16 protein-coding genes are annotated in these 20,186 nt (G+C 38.2%); 8 read left to right on the forward strand and 8 right to left on the reverse strand.

The window, feature by feature from the left end; translation table 11 throughout:
* Nucleotides 1-407 precede the first annotated feature (407 nt).
* The 5 genes from T8I65_RS05980 to ggt all read left to right on the forward strand — a co-directional run bounded on the left by T8I65_RS05980 (nucleotide 408) and on the right by ggt (nucleotide 9,194).
* The gene (locus T8I65_RS05980; protein WP_322302487.1) at nucleotides 408-4,067 is read left to right on the forward strand and encodes a CheR family methyltransferase; all 3,660 of its coding nucleotides are present in this window, start codon (nucleotides 408-410) and stop codon (nucleotides 4,065-4,067) included.
* Between the two features lie 8 nt (nucleotides 4,068-4,075).
* Nucleotides 4,076-6,289, forward strand: a complete 2,214-nt coding sequence (locus T8I65_RS05985) for an ATP-binding protein (RefSeq protein ID WP_322302488.1) — start codon at nucleotides 4,076-4,078, stop codon at nucleotides 6,287-6,289.
* A gap of 61 nt (nucleotides 6,290-6,350) precedes the next feature.
* Nucleotides 6,351-6,911 carry a response regulator gene (locus T8I65_RS05990; RefSeq protein WP_322302489.1) on the forward strand — a complete coding sequence of 187 codons (561 nt, stop codon included), beginning with the start codon at nucleotides 6,351-6,353 and terminating at the stop codon, nucleotides 6,909-6,911.
* On the forward strand, nucleotides 6,883-7,449 hold the full coding sequence (locus tag T8I65_RS05995; RefSeq protein WP_322302490.1) for a biliverdin-producing heme oxygenase: 567 nt from the start codon (nucleotides 6,883-6,885) through the stop codon (nucleotides 7,447-7,449). The genes T8I65_RS05990 and T8I65_RS05995 overlap by 29 nt, the downstream gene beginning before the upstream one ends.
* A 38-nt stretch (nucleotides 7,450-7,487) precedes the next feature.
* Nucleotides 7,488-9,194, forward strand: a complete 1,707-nt coding sequence (gene ggt, locus T8I65_RS06000) for a gamma-glutamyltransferase (RefSeq protein WP_322302491.1) — start codon at nucleotides 7,488-7,490, stop codon at nucleotides 9,192-9,194.
* On the opposite strand, the gene T8I65_RS06005 is transcribed toward ggt, so the two are convergent.
* Entirely contained in the window at nucleotides 9,191-9,775 is a 585-nt protein-coding gene (locus tag T8I65_RS06005) for a pseudouridine synthase (RefSeq protein ID WP_322302492.1), read from the reverse strand. The two genes, ggt and T8I65_RS06005, sit on opposite strands and share 4 nt — an antisense overlap.
* A gap of 95 nt (nucleotides 9,776-9,870) precedes the next feature.
* Between T8I65_RS06005 and wrbA the strand changes: the two genes are divergently transcribed.
* A complete protein-coding gene (gene wrbA / locus T8I65_RS06010; RefSeq protein WP_322302493.1) occupies nucleotides 9,871-10,482 on the forward strand; it encodes an NAD(P)H:quinone oxidoreductase in 612 nt (203 codons plus the stop codon).
* An 87-nt stretch (nucleotides 10,483-10,569) separates the two neighbouring features.
* Here the strand turns inward: wrbA and T8I65_RS06015 are convergent, their stop codons facing one another.
* From T8I65_RS06015 to T8I65_RS06030, 4 genes are all read right to left on the reverse strand, one after another.
* Entirely contained in the window at nucleotides 10,570-12,726 is a 2,157-nt protein-coding gene (locus tag T8I65_RS06015) for a M3 family metallopeptidase (protein ID WP_322302494.1), read from the reverse strand.
* A gap of 83 nt (nucleotides 12,727-12,809) precedes the next feature.
* Nucleotides 12,810-13,829 (reverse strand): AraC family transcriptional regulator, encoded by a 1,020-nt coding sequence (locus T8I65_RS06020; RefSeq protein ID WP_322302495.1) that lies wholly within the window; start codon nucleotides 13,827-13,829, stop codon nucleotides 12,810-12,812.
* Between the two features lie 108 nt (nucleotides 13,830-13,937).
* Entirely contained in the window at nucleotides 13,938-16,481 is a 2,544-nt protein-coding gene (locus tag T8I65_RS06025) for an ABC transporter permease (protein ID WP_322302496.1), read from the reverse strand.
* 1 nt (nucleotide 16,482) lies between these two features.
* The gene (locus T8I65_RS06030) at nucleotides 16,483-17,166 is read right to left on the reverse strand and encodes an ABC transporter ATP-binding protein (protein WP_322302497.1); all 684 of its coding nucleotides are present in this window, start codon (nucleotides 17,164-17,166) and stop codon (nucleotides 16,483-16,485) included.
* A gap of 52 nt (nucleotides 17,167-17,218) precedes the next feature.
* Here T8I65_RS06030 and T8I65_RS06035 point away from each other — a divergent pair, with 52 nt between their 5' ends.
* Nucleotides 17,219-17,926 (forward strand): arylesterase, encoded by a 708-nt coding sequence (locus tag T8I65_RS06035; RefSeq protein WP_322302498.1) that lies wholly within the window; start codon nucleotides 17,219-17,221, stop codon nucleotides 17,924-17,926.
* Here the strand turns inward: T8I65_RS06035 and T8I65_RS06040 are convergent.
* Both T8I65_RS06040 and T8I65_RS06045 read right to left on the reverse strand, forming a co-directional pair.
* Nucleotides 17,903-18,289, reverse strand: coding sequence for a hypothetical protein (locus T8I65_RS06040; RefSeq protein ID WP_322302499.1), 387 nt, complete (start codon nucleotides 18,287-18,289; stop codon nucleotides 17,903-17,905). The genes T8I65_RS06035 and T8I65_RS06040 overlap by 24 nt on opposite strands.
* Entirely contained in the window at nucleotides 18,286-18,828 is a 543-nt protein-coding gene (locus T8I65_RS06045) for a hypothetical protein (RefSeq protein ID WP_322302500.1), read from the reverse strand. Before T8I65_RS06045 ends, T8I65_RS06040 begins: the two co-directional genes overlap by 4 nt.
* Before the next feature lie 393 nt (nucleotides 18,829-19,221).
* Here T8I65_RS06045 and T8I65_RS06050 point away from each other — a divergent pair, with 393 nt between their 5' ends.
* Entirely contained in the window at nucleotides 19,222-19,446 is a 225-nt protein-coding gene (locus tag T8I65_RS06050) for a CDGSH iron-sulfur domain-containing protein (protein WP_322302501.1), read from the forward strand.
* 48 nt (nucleotides 19,447-19,494) lie between these two features.
* Here the strand turns inward: T8I65_RS06050 and T8I65_RS06055 are convergent, their stop codons facing one another.
* Nucleotides 19,495-20,172, reverse strand: coding sequence for a type 1 glutamine amidotransferase domain-containing protein (locus T8I65_RS06055; RefSeq protein ID WP_322302502.1), 678 nt, complete (start codon nucleotides 20,170-20,172; stop codon nucleotides 19,495-19,497).
* Nucleotides 20,173-20,186 lie beyond the last annotated feature (14 nt).

Genomic DNA, 20,186 nt, shown 5'->3' on the forward strand with positions numbered 1-20,186 from the left:
ATATCCAATATATGTGTAGTTGACTGCTAGGTATTCAAATATTTATAAGGATCCTGCTGCATTCTTGCGAGATTCGAAACAATACAATAGGAGAAAATTCGAGAATTGTTCAAGAGCCTTAAAACTATGTTAAACATTGGTTTCAAAAATAGGCTATAGCGCAATTTTGTCAATTAGCTGTAAGAATGGCAGAACCATCAGTGACCCTGTTAATAAGGCCTTAGCGACAAATTCACTATCTCAGTAAGAGAATCTGGAAGATGAATAATGTGAAAAGCACCGTAAACACTGATCATATGCCGCAACAATTGTGGGAATCGAGTTACTCGAAATCGAATATTTTTTTTATAATTACGAATTGCTAAAAGCCTAAATGGCTAATCTTTAATTATCTACTACTCAGATTAATGGAAAGTACAGGAGAACGCTCAAGTGTTACGTCTGAATCAAAAATTGAAAAGAACCAAACTCGCATTATTGCCGTAGGAGCTAGTGCTGGCGGTTTAGAAGCTCTAAAGGCGTTTTTTGATACTATAGATGCTAATGATGTAAATGCTTATGTAGTAATTCAACATTTGTCACCAGATTACAAAAGTATGATGGGAGAATTACTGAAGAAGAATACAAAATTGCCAATAATTCAGATAGACCACGAGATGCAGGTGAAACCAGGGCATGTTCACCTGATCCCTCCCGCGAACAACCTCAAACTTGATGGTGACCGGTTAATTTTAATAGAGAAGCCTAAAAGTCAGACCCTAAATTTACCTATTGATATGTTTTTTGAGTCTCTCGCGAAACAGCGAAAGGACAAAGCTATTGGGGTGATTTTGAGCGGTACTGGAAGTGACGGCACTCGAGGCACGCGAGCACTTAAAGAGAATGATGGTATGGTGATGGTGCAGGAGCCAGAAGAGGCTAAATTTGATGGTATGCCCGTTAGCGCCATAAGTACAGGGCTTGTAGACTATGTCCTTTCTGTAAATGAAATGGGGCAGGAGCTCAAAAGATTCATTAATACACCTCCAATATTTCATTCAGAAGATGGTAATGCTGACTTCAACCAAAATGAACTTGAAAAAATTCTGAATTACGTTGATAAAAAGTCAGGATTAGATTTCAGAGAATATAAGTATGCTACTCTGGCGAGAAGAATTGCCAGAAGAGTAAATATTTGTAATTGTAATAATCTCAATGGCTATCTTGATTATTTAAAGAACAATGATGAAGAGGTTGAAATTCTTTACAGAGAATTCTTAATTGGAGTTACTAAGTTTTTCCGGGATGAAGAAGTATGGAACATTTTACGAAATGATGTTTTTCCCGAAATGATTAGAAATAGGAATAATGGTGACGTTCTAAAGATCTGGGATGTTGGTTGCAGCACCGGTGAAGAGGCATACTCATTTGCTATGTGCCTGCTCGAAGAATTGCAGAGACAGGATAAAAATATTGAAATTAAAATATTCGCTACAGATATTTCCCAGGCACACCTGGATATTGGTAGCAAAGGGCTTTATCCGGAAAGTATCGTCGCAGATGTTCCAAAGGATCTTTTACTAAAATACTTTTTAAGTAAATCTGAAGGGTATCAGGTTTCAGATAAATTACGAAGATCTGTCATTTTCTCCAGGCATAACATTATTAAAAATCCGCCCTTCAGTAATATGGATATGGTGGTATGTCGTAATCTTTTAATCTATTTTCAAAATAGTATTCAGAAGAAGGCGATGAATGTGTTGCATTATGCATTAAAGAAGGATGGTGTTCTGGTTTTAGGAACCAGTGAAAATCCACATTCACTAAAAGACCAATTTTCTGAAATTGACCGTAAATGGAAAATTTTCAGAAATAAAAAGATTAGTAAGCGCTTAAAGAATGGAGTTACTCATGCATCCCAAACAAATAGCGACAACTCCAGGATTTTAGAGAATAACGCTAAACGGGAACGCAAAAATCGTGGCGCTCAATCCAATCCTATTCGACAAAAGCTTCAGCATGAACTAAATGAAGCTATTCTAGGACAGTTTGGCGGTGCTGCAGTTTTCGTAGATACAGATTATAATATACTGCAGGCGGTTGGCGAATTTAGAAAATATGCAGCTTTACCTGTTAGTGGATTTTCGATCAACTTACTGGATATGCTTGACTCCAGTTTGAAATACGTAATTCAATCTACGTTTAATAAAGCCCTGGAATCTAATGAAGTTGCCGTATATAAAGATGTTGTTATAAAAAAAGAGCATGACAATTTTGGCGTAGATGTGATCATTAAGCCCTTAAAAGAATACGCTCTGGAGGATGAGATCAATTACGTAATAATATTTGTTGAAACGGATATCGATTTATCGAAGATTCAGGAAGTTGAAAAAGTGAGTCCTTCTAATCAAACCAAGGAGTATGTTAGCAACCTTGAAAATGAGCTGAAACGTACCCGGGAAGACCTGCAAACTTCGCTAGAGGAAATTGAAACCAGTAATGAAGAACTTCAGGCGGCAAATGAGGAACTACTTGCATCTAATGAAGAACTGCAAAGTACCAATGAAGAGCTTCAAAGTGTCAATGAGGAAATAAATACAGTTAATGCAGAGAATGTTCAGAAAATGGATGATCTCGCAGCACTAAATGCTGATATGAACAATCTCTTGAAAAGCACTGATATTGGCGTGATCTTCCTGGATTCCCAATTCAATATTAGGAAATTTACACCGGCCATCAAAAGACTTTTCAATTTGTTGGATAGCGATATAGGTAGACCAATAGATAATTTTACCATTAGCTTTGGTCTTATACGTAAAAGGAGCTTTATCGATCGTTGTAAGAGAGTACTGGATACTGGCAAAGTGCTTGACAAACATATCATTTCAAGAGAAGGTCGCAATTACCTTCAGCGAATTTCTCCTTATTTAAACTCTGAGAATGAGCGGGAAGGGGTGGTGATCACCTTCATAGATATAGAAACCATTCAGAAGTCTAAAGAGAAACTTGCGGCTAGTGAAAAACGTTTTAGATCCTTTTACGAAGATGATCCTGTACTACACCTGAGTGTAGATCCAAAATCTTCAGAGATTGTACAATGCAACCGCAAAGCTGTTCTAAAATTAGGGTATAAGGAAGAGCAAGAGTTGATAGGTAGATCTATACATGAATTCTTCGTTAAAGACTCAAAAGTTTCATCTACGAAACTTAAATCTCGCATCAAGAAATCTGGAGAGATCATTAATATCGAGCAGAATATGATTACCAGAAATGGTAGTATTTTACCGGTAATTTTAAATGCAACCGCTGAAAAGGACGAAGCTGAAAACCTTAAAACCATTCGCTATACCTGCGTGGATATTTCAGCTTTGAAAACAGCAGAAGCCAAACTTCAGGAACAAAAAAGTGACCTGGAAAGAGCGAACAGAGATTTGGAGCAATTTGTTTCCATTTGTTCTCACGATCTACAGGAACCATTAGCAACAATCAAATTTGGTAGCGATGTTCTGGGAAAAATGTACGCCAAACATTTGGATGAAAAAGGAGAGAACTATATTAAGTACATCAAAAATGCTTCAGACAGGCTTTCGGAACAGATAAAGGCACTTCTGGAACATTCCAGAATTGGAAAGAATGGAGCAAAAGAACTGGTTGATATAAAAGAGGTTGTAGAAATAGTGAAATACGATCTGGGAAAGAGCATTAGGGATACAGATGCAAAGATCAATATTGGTTCGATGCCTCAAATCATGGGTTATGAAGTAGAACTTAGATTGTTATTCCAGAATCTTATTAGTAACGCTATAAAATACGTTCCAAAGGAGCGAAGTCCAGAGATCAGGATTTCTTCTTATCGTGAAAATGATTATTGGGTATTTTCCATCATGGATAATGGTGTAGGAATCTCAAAAGAAGACCAGAAAAACATTTTTACAATTTTTAATCGTGTACCTGGAAATGAGGATATGGAAGGAACAGGAGTTGGACTGGCACACGTAGAAAAGATCGTATTGCTGCACGAAGGTACCATCTGGGTAGACTCTCAGGAAGGAGTAGGAAGTACCTTTTATTTTAAACTGAAGGCTTAAGTATTTTAATGACAGAAGAGAATAAGTACCCGGTAGAAGTAGACCTTAGTAGTTGTGAAAAGGAGCCTATTCATATTATAGGTACCACGCAATCGCATGGTTTGTTGATAGCTTCATGTATCAAGACAGGTGAGATCACACAGGTTGGAGAGAATTCTGGCCATATCATTGGTATTGCTTCAGACGAATTACTAAAACTCAATATTTCTGATATTTTATCTTCGGAAGTGCTTAAAAATATCAATGAATCACTGCTGAAGGATGAGAGACTGGAAGTTGAAGAGTCCCTGGTCAATGGTAAGAAATTTATCATTATCCCACATTTAAGCGGTAATTCTCTAATTCTGGATATTGAACCCACCCATGAAAAGAAGGATACTTTTGATTTTCAGAGGGAGTTATCCGGATTACTGAATACATTATCTGCAAGTGATAACCCTCAACAGCTTTGTCAGGATGCAGCCAATCTTACCCGCCAGATTTTTCAATATGACCGTGTGATGGTCTATAAGTTCGATGATGAGTGGAATGGAAAGGTGATCGCGGAAGCAAAGACTGATGATCTGGAGCCTTTCTTAGGACTACAGTATCCGGCAAGTGATATTCCGAAGCAGGCGAGACAATTATTTTTTAAGAACAGAGTGCGTATTATTACTGATGTTAATTACAGTCCAGTAAAAATAGTTCCTCAAATCTCACCTGCAAGTAGCGAACCTCTAGATATCTCGAAATCTAAACTAAGAGGTGTATCACCAATTCATATTGAATATCTTCAAAACATGGGGATTGGTGCGAGTTTGACCGCGGCATTGATCAGTAATGGTAAATTATGGGGTTTGCTGGCCTGCCATCATCAGGAGGCTAAATTTGTGAGTTACTACGAGAGACAAACCTGTGAATTTCTAATCCAGATATTTTCGAATGAACTTTCACTAAAGAACTCCAGTACATTTTTAACTAAAATAGGAAAGATAGAAAAGGTAGCAGGACAACTTATGGATCAGGTCTTGAGACATGATTCCATCAAAAAAGGACTCGCCACTAATGAGCTTAAACTTACAGATCTTATTGAATCTTCTGGAGCTGCAATCGTAATAGACGGGAAGATCAAGTTAGTTAGAGAGACACCATCCAAAAAAGAAGTGAAAACACTTATCAAGAAGTTTTTGAGTAAACAACAAGATAATATATTCCATACTAAGAACTTAATGAGCTTACATCCAGAAGCTAAAGCTTACAAAGCAACTGGGTCGGGTATTTTAAGTTCTCGATTGGGAAATGACAATAAGAACTATTTGATCTGGTTTCGTCCTGAAGTAATTCAGCAAATTGACTGGGGTGGCGATCCCAATAACAAGGCATTCTACGATTCAGAAAAAAAGCGGCTGACTCCGCGTAAATCTTTCGAGAAATGGACCGAGAATTTGAGCGGTGTAGCAACTGCCTGGAATGATTATGAATTAAGCGGCGCCAGAAAACTCAGTAAAAATGTTAATTACGTTATTCTTGATCATCAAAAACGTAACATAGATAATCTTAATGAGAAGTTGGTAACTGCTCATAAGGAACTTGAACTTTTCAGCCAGGGTCTTTCGCACGATTTAAAAGCGCCTTTACGTGGAGTAGATGGTTATGCTCATATTTTAAAGGAAGATCACTTCAGCAGTCTCAATAAAGAAGGGAGAATGGCGGTAGATACGATCCTGTCTTCGGTTCAGGAGATGCAGGATCTAATTGATAATATACTCTCCTTCGCCGGGGTCTCAAATGAGAATATTAATAAACAGGTCGTCGCTACAGATACCATGGTGAGTGATATCCTGACGTCATTTAATATAAAGTCCAACTTTAGTAAAACTTCTGTTAGTATTGATGAGTCTTTACCAAAAATGCTGGGAGACAGAAGGATGCTGGGTCAGGTCTGGTCCAATCTAATTGCCAATGCTTTGAAATATAGTGAAAGAAGTTCCAGTCCAGCAATTGTAATAGGGTATAGTCTGCAAGAAAACATTACTGTATACCATATCAAGGATAACGGGATTGGTTTTGATCCAAAATATAAAGAGGAAATTTTCAACTTATTTTCAAGACATTCGGGAGATAATTACCAGGGCACCGGAATTGGATTAGCGATCGTAAAAAAGATCATCGAGAAGCATAATGGTAAGATCTGGGCAGAGAGTGACCCTGGTAAAGGCTCAACTTTCTACTTTCATGTTTAACTTTTAGCAATTGTTTCATACTTAGTTTTAGATTATTTTCGCTTTTGATATAAGTGTAGTCATGATCCACAGAAAACTTAACATACTTCTGGTTGAAGATAACGAGAATGATATCTTTCTCATTAAGCGACAAATTTCAAAGATCGTAGAGGAACCTGTGATCGAAACCACAGATAATCTTCAGGATTGTAAACGATTACTTTTGAACTTCGCGCCAGACGTGGTCCTTTCAGATTATAATTTGCCCAACTGTACAGGCCTTGATGTGCTGACTACCGTGCAGGAATTTGATGATTCCATTGGATTTATCTTTATTACCGGAACTATCAACGATGAGGAATTAGCGGCAAACACTATTTTAAATGGAGCTTCAGGTTTTATTCTTAAAAAGAATATTAACAGCCTGAGTGAAAAGCTGGAGCCTCTGCTAAAAAAGATAGTCATTAATATGACCTCAAAACAGGAGCTTAGAAGTATGATTCGCCAGAACAAAATCACGGTGAACAAGATCTATGATTACCTGGACAAAATGAATTCTGAAGATCAGGCTCAGAAAGAGAACATCAATAAGATCAGGGAAGCGATCGGTAATTTTGATACAGATAGAAACGATGCTGAATAAATTACGGGAAGCAACCAAAGCTCAACATGAGGCGTTGGAAGGTGAAAATCTAGCCAACAAGATCATGGATCATAGTATTACTGAAGAAGAGTATAAATTACTTCTGCTCCAGAATTATGCTGCTTATGCTGCTACTGAAGATCCTATAGCCAGCCATCTAAAAAATTATTCTTCTACAAAAACCGATGCGATCAAATTGGATCTTTCAAGCCTTGGAATAGATAAGGCTGAAACTTCTCTTGAATTTCAATGTGAAAATGATGCAGAAGCTATAGGTGCAGCATATGTTGTAGAAGGTTCTGCAATGGGAGGTTTAATGATAGGGAAGGAGCTGAAGAATTGTCCTCATCTTGAACATTTACCAGATCAACAATTTTTCAGTGGAAAAAGAGACCAGATCAAAAGCTGGAATGAATTTCTAAAGTTTCTTCGGAGTAAGGACTTTTCAGAAGATCAAAAAGAAACTGCTGCCAGAAAGGCTCAACAAACTTTTGATTTGTTTGAAGAAGCATTCAAAATTGAATTAATAAAATTATAAAGTCCTTCTCAGGACTTTTTTCATTAAAACGCGTTGCTATGTATAAGATAACACTACTTCTACTTGTATTTTTCTCGGTTCAGCAACTTGATTTGCAGGCACAATCGGGAAGAATTCCTGTGGAAGCCGAAAATGGGATGGTGACAAGCTCACATTACCTGGCTTCAGAAGCAGGTGTGGAAATACTCAAAAAAGGAGGAAATGCTATCGATGCTTCTATCGCAACTGCTTTTACATTAGCTGTGACTTTGCCTTCGGCTGGTAATATTGGTGGCGGAGGATTTTTGCTTTATAAACCGAATGCAAATAAGGCAACCGGATTCAACTTTAGAGAAAAAGCTCCCCAAAAAGCTACAAAAACTATGTTTCTTGGAGAAGATGGTAAAGTTAAAGATAACTCGAACCATGAAACGACATTATCTGCAGGAGTTCCGGGAACTGTTGCTGGATTATTTCAGGCACATTCCAGTTATGGAACAATGGATTGGGCTAGCCTGGTTCAACCTGCGATCGATCTTGCCCAGAATGGATTCACGGTATATCCAGATCTGGCCAGATTTTCTGAGTGGGTTTACGATAACAAAGAAGAATATTCAAGTACTGCCGCTGTTTTCCTGAATAGCAACGGAGAAGCTTACCAAACGGGCGATACCATTATTCAGAAGGATCTTGCTGAATCTCTTATAAGAATCCGTGATGATGGAGCTGATGGTTTTTATGGCGGTAAAACTGCTCAGCTAATTCATGATTTTATGAAGAATACTAATGGTATTATTACCAAAAAGGATCTGGAAGATTATGTGTCGGAAGAAGTAGAACCGCTCGTAGGAAATTATCGTGGAAATGAAATTATCGGGATGCCTCCTCCAAGTTCTGGTGGAACTGCGATCATAGAAATGCTAAACATTCTTGAGAATTATGATCTTAAGGGATACGGACTTAACAGCGCTCAGAGCATTCATTATATTAGTGAAGCCATGCGACTAGCTTTTGCAGATAGAGCTCAATTTCTTGGGGATCCGGATTTTAATCCAGAAATGCCTTTGGATTCACTCTTATCGAAATCATACGCTCGTAACTTAAGATCGGGCATTAAGAAAAAGACAGCTTCCGTAAGCGATTCTGCAAATTTTAATAAGAAGCATCTTCAGTTTGAAAGCGAGGAAACTACCCATATTTCGGTGGTCGATAAAGAAGGCAATGCTGTTTCACTTACTTATACATTGGAACATTCGTATGGAAATAGGATCGTAGTAGAAGGCGCAGGTTTTCTTCTAAATAACGAAATGGGTGATTTTAATGCGATTCCCGGCTTAACAAATTCAGAAGGTAGAATTGGAACAGAGCCTAATCAAATCGCTCCCGGAAAACGAATGCTTTCAAGCATGAGTCCAACCATCGTAGAGAAAAACGACAAGGCTACTATCGTAATTGGATCACCAGGTGGCCGAACTATCATCAATACTGTTCTACAGGTTATTCTGAATGTTGTAGATTATGATCTGGATATCGCAAAAGCTATCGAATCACCAAAATTTCATCACCAATGGTTGCCTGATATGATCACTTTTGAAGAGTGGGGTTTTTCACCAGACACGATAGAGATTTTAAAATCCTACGGGCATGAAACAGGAACGCGATCTTCACAAGGTAGAGCTATGGGAATTTTCATAGATCCTGAAACTGGTGTTTACCAGGGTTCTGCCGATTCCAGAAGCTATACAGGTAAAGCGCTTGGATATTAGAAATTTACGCTTTTTATTTCTCGCACTTCACCACTATCTAAATTATCGAGTCTTTCATTGGCGATACGAACTCTTACCAGTCTTAAAGTAGCAAAGCCAACTGCTGCGGTCATTTTTTTTACCTGTCTGAACTTGCCTTCGGTAAGAGTAATACTTACCCAACTGGTGGGCCCGTGTCGTTCGTCCCGTATTGGTTTGCTCCTTTCAGGGAATTCTGGTACTGTATCCAATTTAAAAACCCTGCATTCTTTAGTTTGATAATTTTTGCCCTGAATGCCTATCTCAACACCTTTGCGAAGTTTAGCAATGGCATCTTCTGAAATTTCACCATCAACCTGTACATAATATTCCTTTTCAGAATTACCGGCGGTAACCTTTGTGCTAAGCTTACCATTTGTCGTCAATAATAAAAGTCCTTCAGAATCCTTATCCAGTCTCCCAATAGACATGGTACCTTCAGGAAAATCACCTAGCTCTCCCAGAAGCTTATGTTTTCCTACCTTTCTTTGGTTAGTTATAAACTGACTCAAATAACCGTATGGTTTATAGATCTTAAAATGCCTGTGATAATTAGAAGTCATAATTGTAGTGAACAATAGAAGATTTATCAAAACTTTAAAAGTTGTTTTGAACGAATCTACTTAAGTTAATAGGAAACAAATTTAAAATCTTATTTATGAAAATTGCTATAATATATTACAGTGCAACCGGTACAAATCATCAAATGGCGAAGTGGGCAGCAGAAGCTGCAAAGTCTAATGGGGATCATGATGTTCGACTCCGAAAATTAAAGGAAACTGCCCCAATGGAAGCTATTGAATCAAATGATGCCTGGAAAAAACACTATAAGGAAACACAGGACGTTGAGGTTGCAGAGCTGGACGATCTTGATTGGGCAGATGCAATAATTTTTAGTATACCAACCAGATATGGAAATTTACCTTCTCAGCTTCAGGCATTTTTTGATACCACGGGAGGATTATGGAGTAAAGGAAAATTGATTAATAAAGTCGTTTCGGGTATGACCAGTGCGCAAAATCCACACGGTGGTCAGGAAACTACGCTACTCTCACTTTATAAAAGCATGTTTCATTGGGGAGCTATCGTTGCTGCTCCTGGATATACTTCAGAAGAACTATTCAAAACTGGAGGTAATCCTTATGGTTTTAGTTCTGAAGGAGGAGTGGATAATCTTAATGAGCAATCTAAAACTTCTATAACGCATCAGGTAAAACGCACTATAAATATTGCTGAAAGTATTAAAAGCGGAATGAGTAATGCTTCATAGATAGTTAGTAAAATCTTAAGACGTAGATCCAAAACAAAATAAAGCCCTGAAACTTCAGGGCTTTATTTAATATCGAAAGTTTTGAACTTATTCTTCGGTAGTTGAATTTTCAGGAATAGGAAAACCACGATCACGCATTAACGCATCAATTTCAGCATCCCTTCCACGGAATTTCTTATAAGCTTCCCCAGGATCCATCGCATTTCTAGGAGCAAAAAGGTATTTCACCAGCTTCCGCGCAACTTCCTTATCATAGAAACCACCTTCAGCTTCAGCAAAAGCTTCCGCAGCATCAGCAGTTAAAACATCTGCCCATAAATATCCGTAATATCCTGAAGCATAGCCTTCTCCAGAGAACACATGTCCAAAATGAGGCGTTCTATGACGCATTACGATCTCCTCCGGCATATTCAGTTCTTTTAAAGTTTCCTTTTCGAATTTGGCAGGATCGATCTTGTCTGGATCTGTTGTGTGATATTTCATATCCATGATCGCAGAAGCCAAAAATTCGGTCGTACCAAATCCCTGGTTGAAAGTGGAAGCCTTTTTGATCTTTGCTACTAAAGCTTCAGGAATAACTTCATTAGTTTCGTGATGTCTTAGAAACTGGTTGATAACCTTGTCTGTAGACAACCATCTCTCCAGTAATTGCGATTGAAATTCAGTATAATCACGTACGCCACCATTTAAGGTAGGATACTCCACATTAGCTGATAGAAAGTGCAGGGCATGGCCAAATTCATGGAAAAATGTTTCTGCATCATCCCAGGAAACCAATACTGGCTCACCCGGAGCAGGTTCGATAAAGTTTGAATTGTTAGAAGCCAAAACTGGTTTTTCACCTGTTAACTTCGTATAACCTCTGTAAGTAGTTGCCCAGGCTCCAGAGCGTTTTCCCTGTCGAGCATAAGGATCTAAATACCATAATCCTACAATATCACCCGAATCTTTATCACTAACTTCCCAGACGTTCACATCCTCATGAAAGACGGGCACACTATTATTCTCTACAGGAGTAAAAGCAAAATTGAACAACTCACCAGCAGTAAAAAATAAGGCCTGGGTAAGATTTCCTAGTTCCAGGTATTGTTTTACTTCTTCGCTATCCAGGTCATATTTTTCTTTTCTAACCTTTTCAGCATAGAATCTATAATCCCATGGTTTGATAGTAATATTTGCATTTTCAGAATCTGCAACCTTCTGCATGTCTGCTACTTCTTCTTTTACTCTTGCTAAAGCCGCAGGCCATACCTGCATCATTAGATCCATGGCATTTTCAGGATTTTTAGCCATGCGATTCTGTAAACGCCACTGTGCGTAATTATCAAAACCAAGTAATTCCACACGCTCATCTCTAAGCTTCAGGATCTTTTGAATAGTCTCTTTATTATCGAATTCATCATTATTATCTCCTCGGGAATAGTAGTTCTTCCATACTTTTTCACGTAGTTCTCTTTCCGTAGAATAGGTAAGAAATGGATCCATGGAAGATCTTGTATTGGTAACTGCATAATAACCTTTATGATCACGGTCCTCAGCAGCTTTGGCGGCAGATTTCACAAAGGATTCCGGCAGTCCGCCAGTTTGTTCCTTTGTAAGATAGATCACATAATTCTCTTCATCTGCCAATACGTTACTTGAAAACTTAGTATATAGTGCAGAAAGTTCCTTGTTGATCTCTGCATAACGTTTTTTGTCTTCCTCACTTAGGTCGGCTCCCTGCATAGCGAACTCTTCATAAACCAAATCGATGACTCGTTGTTCTGCGGAATCTAATGGCTTCTTCTGAGAATTCTCATAAACCGTTTTAATTCGTTTAAATAAAGCTTCATTCTGGCTGATCTTCGAGGAATACTCTGAAATCTCTGGAGCCAGTTCTTTCTGAACAGCTCTGAATTCCGGGCTGGAAACATTGCTGCTATAGATACCATAATAGGTAAAAGCACGATCGAGTTCCTTACCTGCTTTTTCCATTGGAATAATGGTGTTTTCAAAGGTAGCTTCAGCAGTATTGTTAGCAATCTTATTGATCTCTTCCAAATGCAACTCCATTCCCTTGCGAATAGCTGGTTTTACAAGTGAAACTTCCATTTTGTCAAAGGCTGGAACTCCTTCATAAGGGCCCTGCCATTCTTTAAGTAATGGATTTTGCATAATTTCTTGGTTATTTTCCTGAGCATTAGACTGACTAATTAGTGCAAATAGCGCGATCATACTCAAGCCTGTTCGTAATTTCTTTTTCATATTTTATATTTATTCGAAGTCTTTTAACATACCGAACCAAAGCGAGGCTTTAAATATCCCGGTAAGTCAATTAAATTTATATATTAATTTGATGGTAATTCATTTTTGGAAAGTACTTTCCTTGGAGAAACTCCATATTTTTTCTTGAAGATCTTTGAAAAATAACTTCGGCTGGATAATCCTAATTCATAAACAACCTCACTAACGTTCTTTTTGCCTGAAGAAAGCATGTGTAGTGCTCTTGTAAGTCGTATGTCACGCACATATCCATTCACGGTTTTTCCATAAACCTTCTGAAAAACTTCCTGAAGCTTGTTCGTGTTAACGCCGGCGATTTGTGCCAGTTCGTTGACAGTTCCAGCCTGGGCGAGATTGGAATCTATGTACTTAACAACCTTTTCTACAGCCGCCCGGTCTTTATCTTTTAGTTCATTTTGAGTTTGCTGATCCTCCTTTTTAAAATGATTCAACATATAGCTCAGGATCTCCAGAGATTTTGCTCCCACAAAATTAATCCTCGGAAACCCTGTAAGATCACAAGTTTCAATTTCCTTGATAATTTCTGAAGTCTGGAGGCTAATGTTGCCCAGGTTTGAGACCCTGTTGTGAGCCTGTACATCACTAAACAATTTGTAGAAAATTGGCTCAAGTTCATGAAGGTCAAAACTGAAGTATTCCTGGAATTTTAAACGGTCAATTTCCAGGTAACATAGGGTTGTTTCTATATCCTTCTTCAAAGTAATATTATAAGTCTCTTTACTTTTTGGAGCGGCAATCACGAATTCATGATCTTTAACAAGATCTTCAGCATCTATAAAATCAAAACTACTACCAATCATTCCGTCCAGACAATAAATAAATCGAATCGGCTTTATAGTTGGATGGGAAATCCTGAGTTCTGTGTCTTCACGAACTGTCACATGATACATATATAGACCTATACCATTTGGAAAATTAATTCCACGAATGTTACCATCACCAATAGGTTCAGGTATCAATAAGGAGAATTCGCCAAGTTGTTCTGAATGATCTATTCCTAAAGTCTGTGCAAGTTCAGGAATAAAATCATCCACATCATTTATTTCTAAATGATAAGTCTTCATAAAAATCAAGTTAGTTTGTTAACTCATACAAGGTACACAGCGGCTTAAACTATCACGGCTAAAGAATTGTTAAATTCATTTTGACAATGTGAACACTATCAGTTTAATTTATCCTAACCCCTTCCGAAGAACAGCGAGAGGAGGACTTTTTACCACACTATAACTATTTGCAAGTCCAATAATTACTACTAACGCGGTAATCGCCGGGAATACTACCAAAAACGGAATCCATGAAGGAACAAATGTAGTATCGAACAGGAAATAACCAATGAGGAAACTGGAGATCAAGGATAGTAATATTCCAGATAAGCTTCCCAGGATTCCCAGGAATAAGTATTCAAGACCCAGGATTTTTAAGATCTGCCTGTTCTTGGCACCAAGGGTTCTTAGTAGTACACTTTCACGAATTCTTTGATATTTACTGGTTCTAACAGCACCAATAAGAACGATGATACCGGTAAGAATACTGAAAAATGCCATAAAATTTATCAGCCAGGATATCTTACCAAGAATTTCTTCTACAACTTTTAGAACTTGTCTTAGATCAATAATAGTCACATTCGGGAACTCCTGAACCAATTTCTGCTGAAGCTGCGCCGAGGAATTATCATCTTCAACCCGCGTTGTCATCACCGTGAATTGCGGAGCATCTTCCAGAACACCGGTAGGGAATAAAATTGAAAAATTTATCTGCATATTACTCCAGTCCACTCTACGAATACTCGCAACTTCAGTTTCCAGCTGAACACCCTGAACATTGAAAATCATTTTGTCTCCAATATTGGCTTCAGCATCTTCAGCGAGATTATCACTTATAGAAATAGGAATAGGACCTTTTCCAGTAAAATTAGCTTTCCATTTTCCTTCCAGAATTTCTTCCCCTTCAGAAAGAGAGTCCCTATAGGTAGTTCTGAATTCGTGATCCAGAACCCAGTTATTGATCGTACTGCTAGTATCCTCACGAATCTCGTTTGCGCTTCTACCTTTCAACTTAATGATACGCATAGTTACGATGGGGATGTTCTGTAATAGCTCCAGACTACTGCTGTCAATTACCTGTTTAACCTCATCCTTCTGCTCACTTTGAACGTCCAGCAAGATCATATTTGGAGTATTCTGCTGGCTTTCCAATGTAGTTTGAGCCAGAAGCAGATCCCTGGTAAAGTATAACGTACTAATTAAAAATGTTCCAATCCCAATGGCAAGAATGAGAATGAGTGTTTGATTCTGTGGCCGATAAAGGTTTAAAACACTTTGTCTTGCCGGGAATCCCCAGTTCTTCGGAAAATACCTTTTCAGTAATTTCATAATTAAAGCTGCAAATCCGCTTAAAATTGCGAAGGTGATTGCCAGTCCCAGAACGAACCAGATCGCATATAGCCAGTTATCGAGTAACCAGAATGCAAAGATCCAGATAAAAATTATGACTGCGATTGACACCAGAATCTTATACTTTTTGTTCGATTCCGCAGATTGCTGCATGCGTAAAGTCTGCAGCGGAGAAATATCCAGGGTGGTAAGTAAAGGGTATAGTGCAAAAAGAACCGACATGCTTACTCCAAGTATAATTCCTGTAATTATTACTACAGGTGAAATTTGGAGATCTATCTCTACCGGCAAAAGATCCTGTAACAGGTAGGGAAATAATTCCTGCAATCCGAGTCCTAAAAGCGTTCCAATGATAGAACCGATCAATCCAATAACGATCACCTGAATTAAGAAGATTTGAAAACTTTGTTTTCTTGAAGCACCAAGGCATTTCAAAATAGCGATCGATGCAACTTTTTCTTTTATATAGATATGTATGGCACTGGCGATTCCAACACATCCAAGTAATAACGCAATAAAAGCAACCAGGTTCAGGAATTTTGCAAAATTTTCATATCGTCTTCCTAATCTCTGACTAGTGGATAGGTGAGTGTCCAGATCTGCATCATTCGCATCGAGTATTGGATCAAGTTCTTCATCAAACTTCTCCATATCAAGACTTTCCGGAGCGGTAAAATAATACCTGTAATCAATGCGGCTACCGGTTTGAACCAAGCCAGATTTCTCAATGGCAGAAAAGGGCACCAATAGGGGAGGAGCTATAGAACTAAAAATGCTGGAACTGCCGGGAACATTGTTCAATGCTCCACCAATTTCTAAACTTGTATTTCCAATTTTTACAGTATCGCCAATTTCAATTCCCAATTGTAGCATGACCGTGGCATCCACCAGTGCAACTTCAGACTCTCTGAAATTATTACCGGCTTCGGGTGGTGTAGTTTCTATTTCACCATAAAATGGAAAACCGCCTTCTATTCCCCGAACCTGCATTAGTTTTGTTCCCTGGTTTCCAGGAAACGCTGCCATAGATGCAAAACTTATCTCTCTGGCTTCCGCGCCTCCAAGGGAATCGATGATTCCGTAAACTTTTTCCGTAGGAAGTTTATCACTGTCAATAATATAATCGGCGCCCATCAGGGATTTCGATTGGAGTGAAATATTACGTTTGAGGTTAGCGCTAAATGACTGTATAGAGACTACTGCAGCAATTCCAAGTACGATAGATGCAATAAATAGAAATAATTTTCGACTACTTGCTTTCCCATCCCTTAAAGCCATTTTTATTAACCATGGGAAGCCGGCGCTTGATCTTTCAGAACTCATATTACTCCTGGATTTGTAATTCCTGAACTTTTCCCCCTCGAAGCTTAAGAATTCGCTGTGTTTTTTTAGCCAGTTCCATATCATGGGTAACTATTACCAGGGTGGTCCCCAGGTCCTTGTTCAGCGTTAAAAGTAGATCGATTACATTTTGTCCAGTAGCTTCATCCAGATTTCCCGTAGGCTCATCTGCAAAAAGTATCTTAGGTTTGTTACAGAATGCACGGGCGAGTGCAACTCTCTGTTGTTCCCCTCCAGACAATTGTGTTGGGTAATGATTCATTCTATCCTTCAAACCAACTTTTTCCAAAAGGGCTGTAGCTTCATTTTCTGCACTTGAATCTCCCCGAAGCTCCAATGGAACAGCAACATTTTCAAGTGCGGTAAGGGTTGGGATAAGCTGAAAGTTCTGAAATACAAATCCTACATGCCTGTTTCTTAAGGCAGCGCGATCATCTTCATCTAGCTCACTTAGATTTTCGCCGCAAAGTTCTATAGTACCTTCATCACTTCGATCAAGTCCTGCACTTAAGCCAAGTAAAGTCGTTTTCCCACTACCTGAAGGGCCTACGATAGCAAAAGTTTCTCCTTCTTCAATATCAAAATTGATCTTGTCCAGGATGACCAGCTTTCTATTACCATTATTATAAGTTTTGCTGAGATTTTCAACCCTTAAAATTTTTGCCATCTTAGTTCTTTTAATTTTCTTTACTCGGGCCAACAAAATAAGAAATGATTTTATGAATACTGCACCTATCTTTCGAAGCTTTCAAATCTTTGCGCTTAGTTTTGTTTTACTGCTGAATCTTTCCTGCGGAAATGAAAAAAAATCAGACACAGCTGAGGAGAAATCTGCCACTGAAGAAGCTGAGAATAATTCAGAAGAAGAGAATTCTAAAACGATCCTGTTTTTTGGGGATAGTATTACTGCAGGCTATGGGCTTGAGACCGATGAAGCTTTCCCGAATTTAATTCAGCAGCGACTGGATTCTCTTAGGTATGATTACACAGTAATTAATGCCGGGCTTAGTGGAGAGACTACCGCCGGAGGACTTAATCGGATCGATTGGGTGCTAAAACAAAATGTAGAGATCTTTGTTCTGGAGCTAGGTGCGAATGATGGATTACGTGGTGTTCCTTTAGCCGAAACCAGGTCCAATCTTAATAGGATCGTGGATTATGTTCAGGAGAAAAATTCAGAAACTAAGATCATTCTTGCCGGAATGCAGATCCCACCAAATCTTGGGGAAGATTATACCACAGAATTCAGAGACCTATTTCCAGAACTAGCTGAAAAAGAGAACATCTATTTAATTCCATTTATACTGGAAGGTGTAGCAGGTGATCCGGATCTCAATCAACAGGATGGTATTCATCCAACTGCTGAAGCTCAGCCAATTTTAGTAGAAAATATCTGGGAAACTTTAGAACCCCTTCTTAAAAACTAATTGCTGAAACCCAAGGCTAGCAAAAAATGCGATCGCAGCAGTAGTTCCTAAACTTCCACCAAAACCTTCAAAGAATACTCCGGTACAATAAAATAGTATTCCGAAGAAAATAGATGATAAGATAATAATGCGATTCCTGGTCGCGATCTCTTCCGAAGCCATACCAACAAAACTTGCACCCATAATAACCAGGGGTAAGGTCTCCCGCAGAACTTCAGAGATTGGCGTATAGATCAATAATCCTCCTGTGATGCTCACCAGAGAAGAAGCGATGACAGCACCCAGATTTAAACTATTGTTTAAGGTATAAGTGAGCTGACCTGAAAGTACACTACAGCCTAATATCAGTAGTAGATTCATCATAATAGCATGTAAGTTAAAAGGCTTACCAAGCTTACTCCAGCAAATGCGATGCTACCAAGTTTCCCTGCATAACCGTTAAAATTCTCACGTGTAAGAATGAGTATATTTCCAGCGAAAAATGAGGCTAGTAATATAAATAGATAATTGCCCGCCAATACCGGAGGAGTCATTCCTACAAAAGCACCGCAGTAAATTGCTGGAGAAGCGATCTTAGTTAAAGGTCTATCTATAAACTTCGGTAGAATTCCGCCAAAAAGTCCAACAATTCCGGCAGAGAGTACCGCTGAAAGTTCAAATCGATCCTGTAGAAGAAAGGTTACAAGTCCACCTAAAATTGCAAATATGATCGTTGTTATGTGTATATCCTTTTCTACCAGTTCGTTTCTCCTCGAAAAATTATGGAAATAAAAATAAAGAAGTAACGAACTGATAATCACAAGCGGTATAAGCTGAGAAATCTGGTACTGACTCTCAAAGACTGCGATTCCAATAAAGAGCGTGTGGAATAACAGGAAAATGAATTTAGATAAATATTTCATTGGTACAAAGGTCTGAAACAGTACCCAAAACTTTCATTATCCACAGGAATTCTTCAGTTTTGTGATTTTGATAACTAAATTTATAATTTTAACAAATGTTCATTTTTAAAAAATATAAATTAATCATTATTTTTAGCCAGATCTATTAATTATTTGATTTTGAATTGTGTAAAAGTTCTGGCCACATTCTATTCTATCATTTTAAAATGAATTTAAACTTTTGCTTTTTTTAATCTAATGATGCTTATAGATTTGTTTCGATAATGTTCACTTTCGAAAAAAGCTTCTTTCCAGAAGCTTTTTTCTTTTTGTGGAGTGAATCAAACAAGCACCTAAAATAGAAAGAGTCTAAACCTGCTTTGAAGTATCTTCGTATTTCAACCAATAGAAATTATGGCGAAAACAAAACTAACAGTCAACAGTAACGGATCTCTAAAAGTAGAAGGAGATTTTGAAATCGTAGATAAGAATGGAAATGTATATGACCTGGGTGGAAGAGACCTGGTTTCAGTATGTAGATGTGGATTATCGAAGAATAAGCCATTTTGCGATGGTGCTCATAGAAATCATTTTGAGCACGAAGCAATAGCTTTCGACTTACCTCCAAAAAAGAAATAAAAAAAGCCTCTGACTTTTCAGAGGCTTTTTTTCTGTAGAATTAAATTCTTATTTCAGCATCTCATATAACCTTGAAGCAACTGCTCCAGAAGATTGCGGATTTTGTCCTGTGATTAAATTACCGTCTGTTACAGCATATTCGTTCCAGTCAGCTTCCTTAGAATAGATTCCTCCATTTTCCTTAAGCATATCTTCTACTAAGAAAGGCACAACATCGGTTAATTGAACCGCTTCTTCTTCGGAGTTTGTGAACCCGGTTACTTTTTTACCTTTTACAAGAGCGTTTCCGTCCTTCGCTTTTACATTTTTCAAAGCTGCAGGTGCATGACATACAAATGCAATTGGTTTTCCGGCATCGTTAAAGCTTTCAATAAGCTTAATAGATTTTTCATCATTAGACAGATCCCAAAGCGGTCCATGACCTCCAGGATAAAAGATTCCATCAAAATCTTCTTCCTTAACATCAGAAAGCTTGTGTGTATTATTGATCACTTTCTGAGCAGCTTCATCGTCTTTGAACCGTCTGGTGTCTTCCGTTTGATTATCTTCAGAATCACTGGTAGGATCAATAGGTGCCTTTCCACCTTCGGGCGTTGCAACGGTGATTTCAACACCTTTGTCTAATAGGCTATAATATGGATTAGCGAATTCTTCGATCCAGAAACCAGTCTTGTTTCCAGTATCTCCTAATTCATCGTGTGATGTAAGTACAAATAAAACTTTCATAATAATATTTTTTT

This window comes from Christiangramia sp. OXR-203 (assembly GCF_034372165.1).
GTDB lineage: Bacteria > Bacteroidota > Bacteroidia > Flavobacteriales > Flavobacteriaceae > Christiangramia.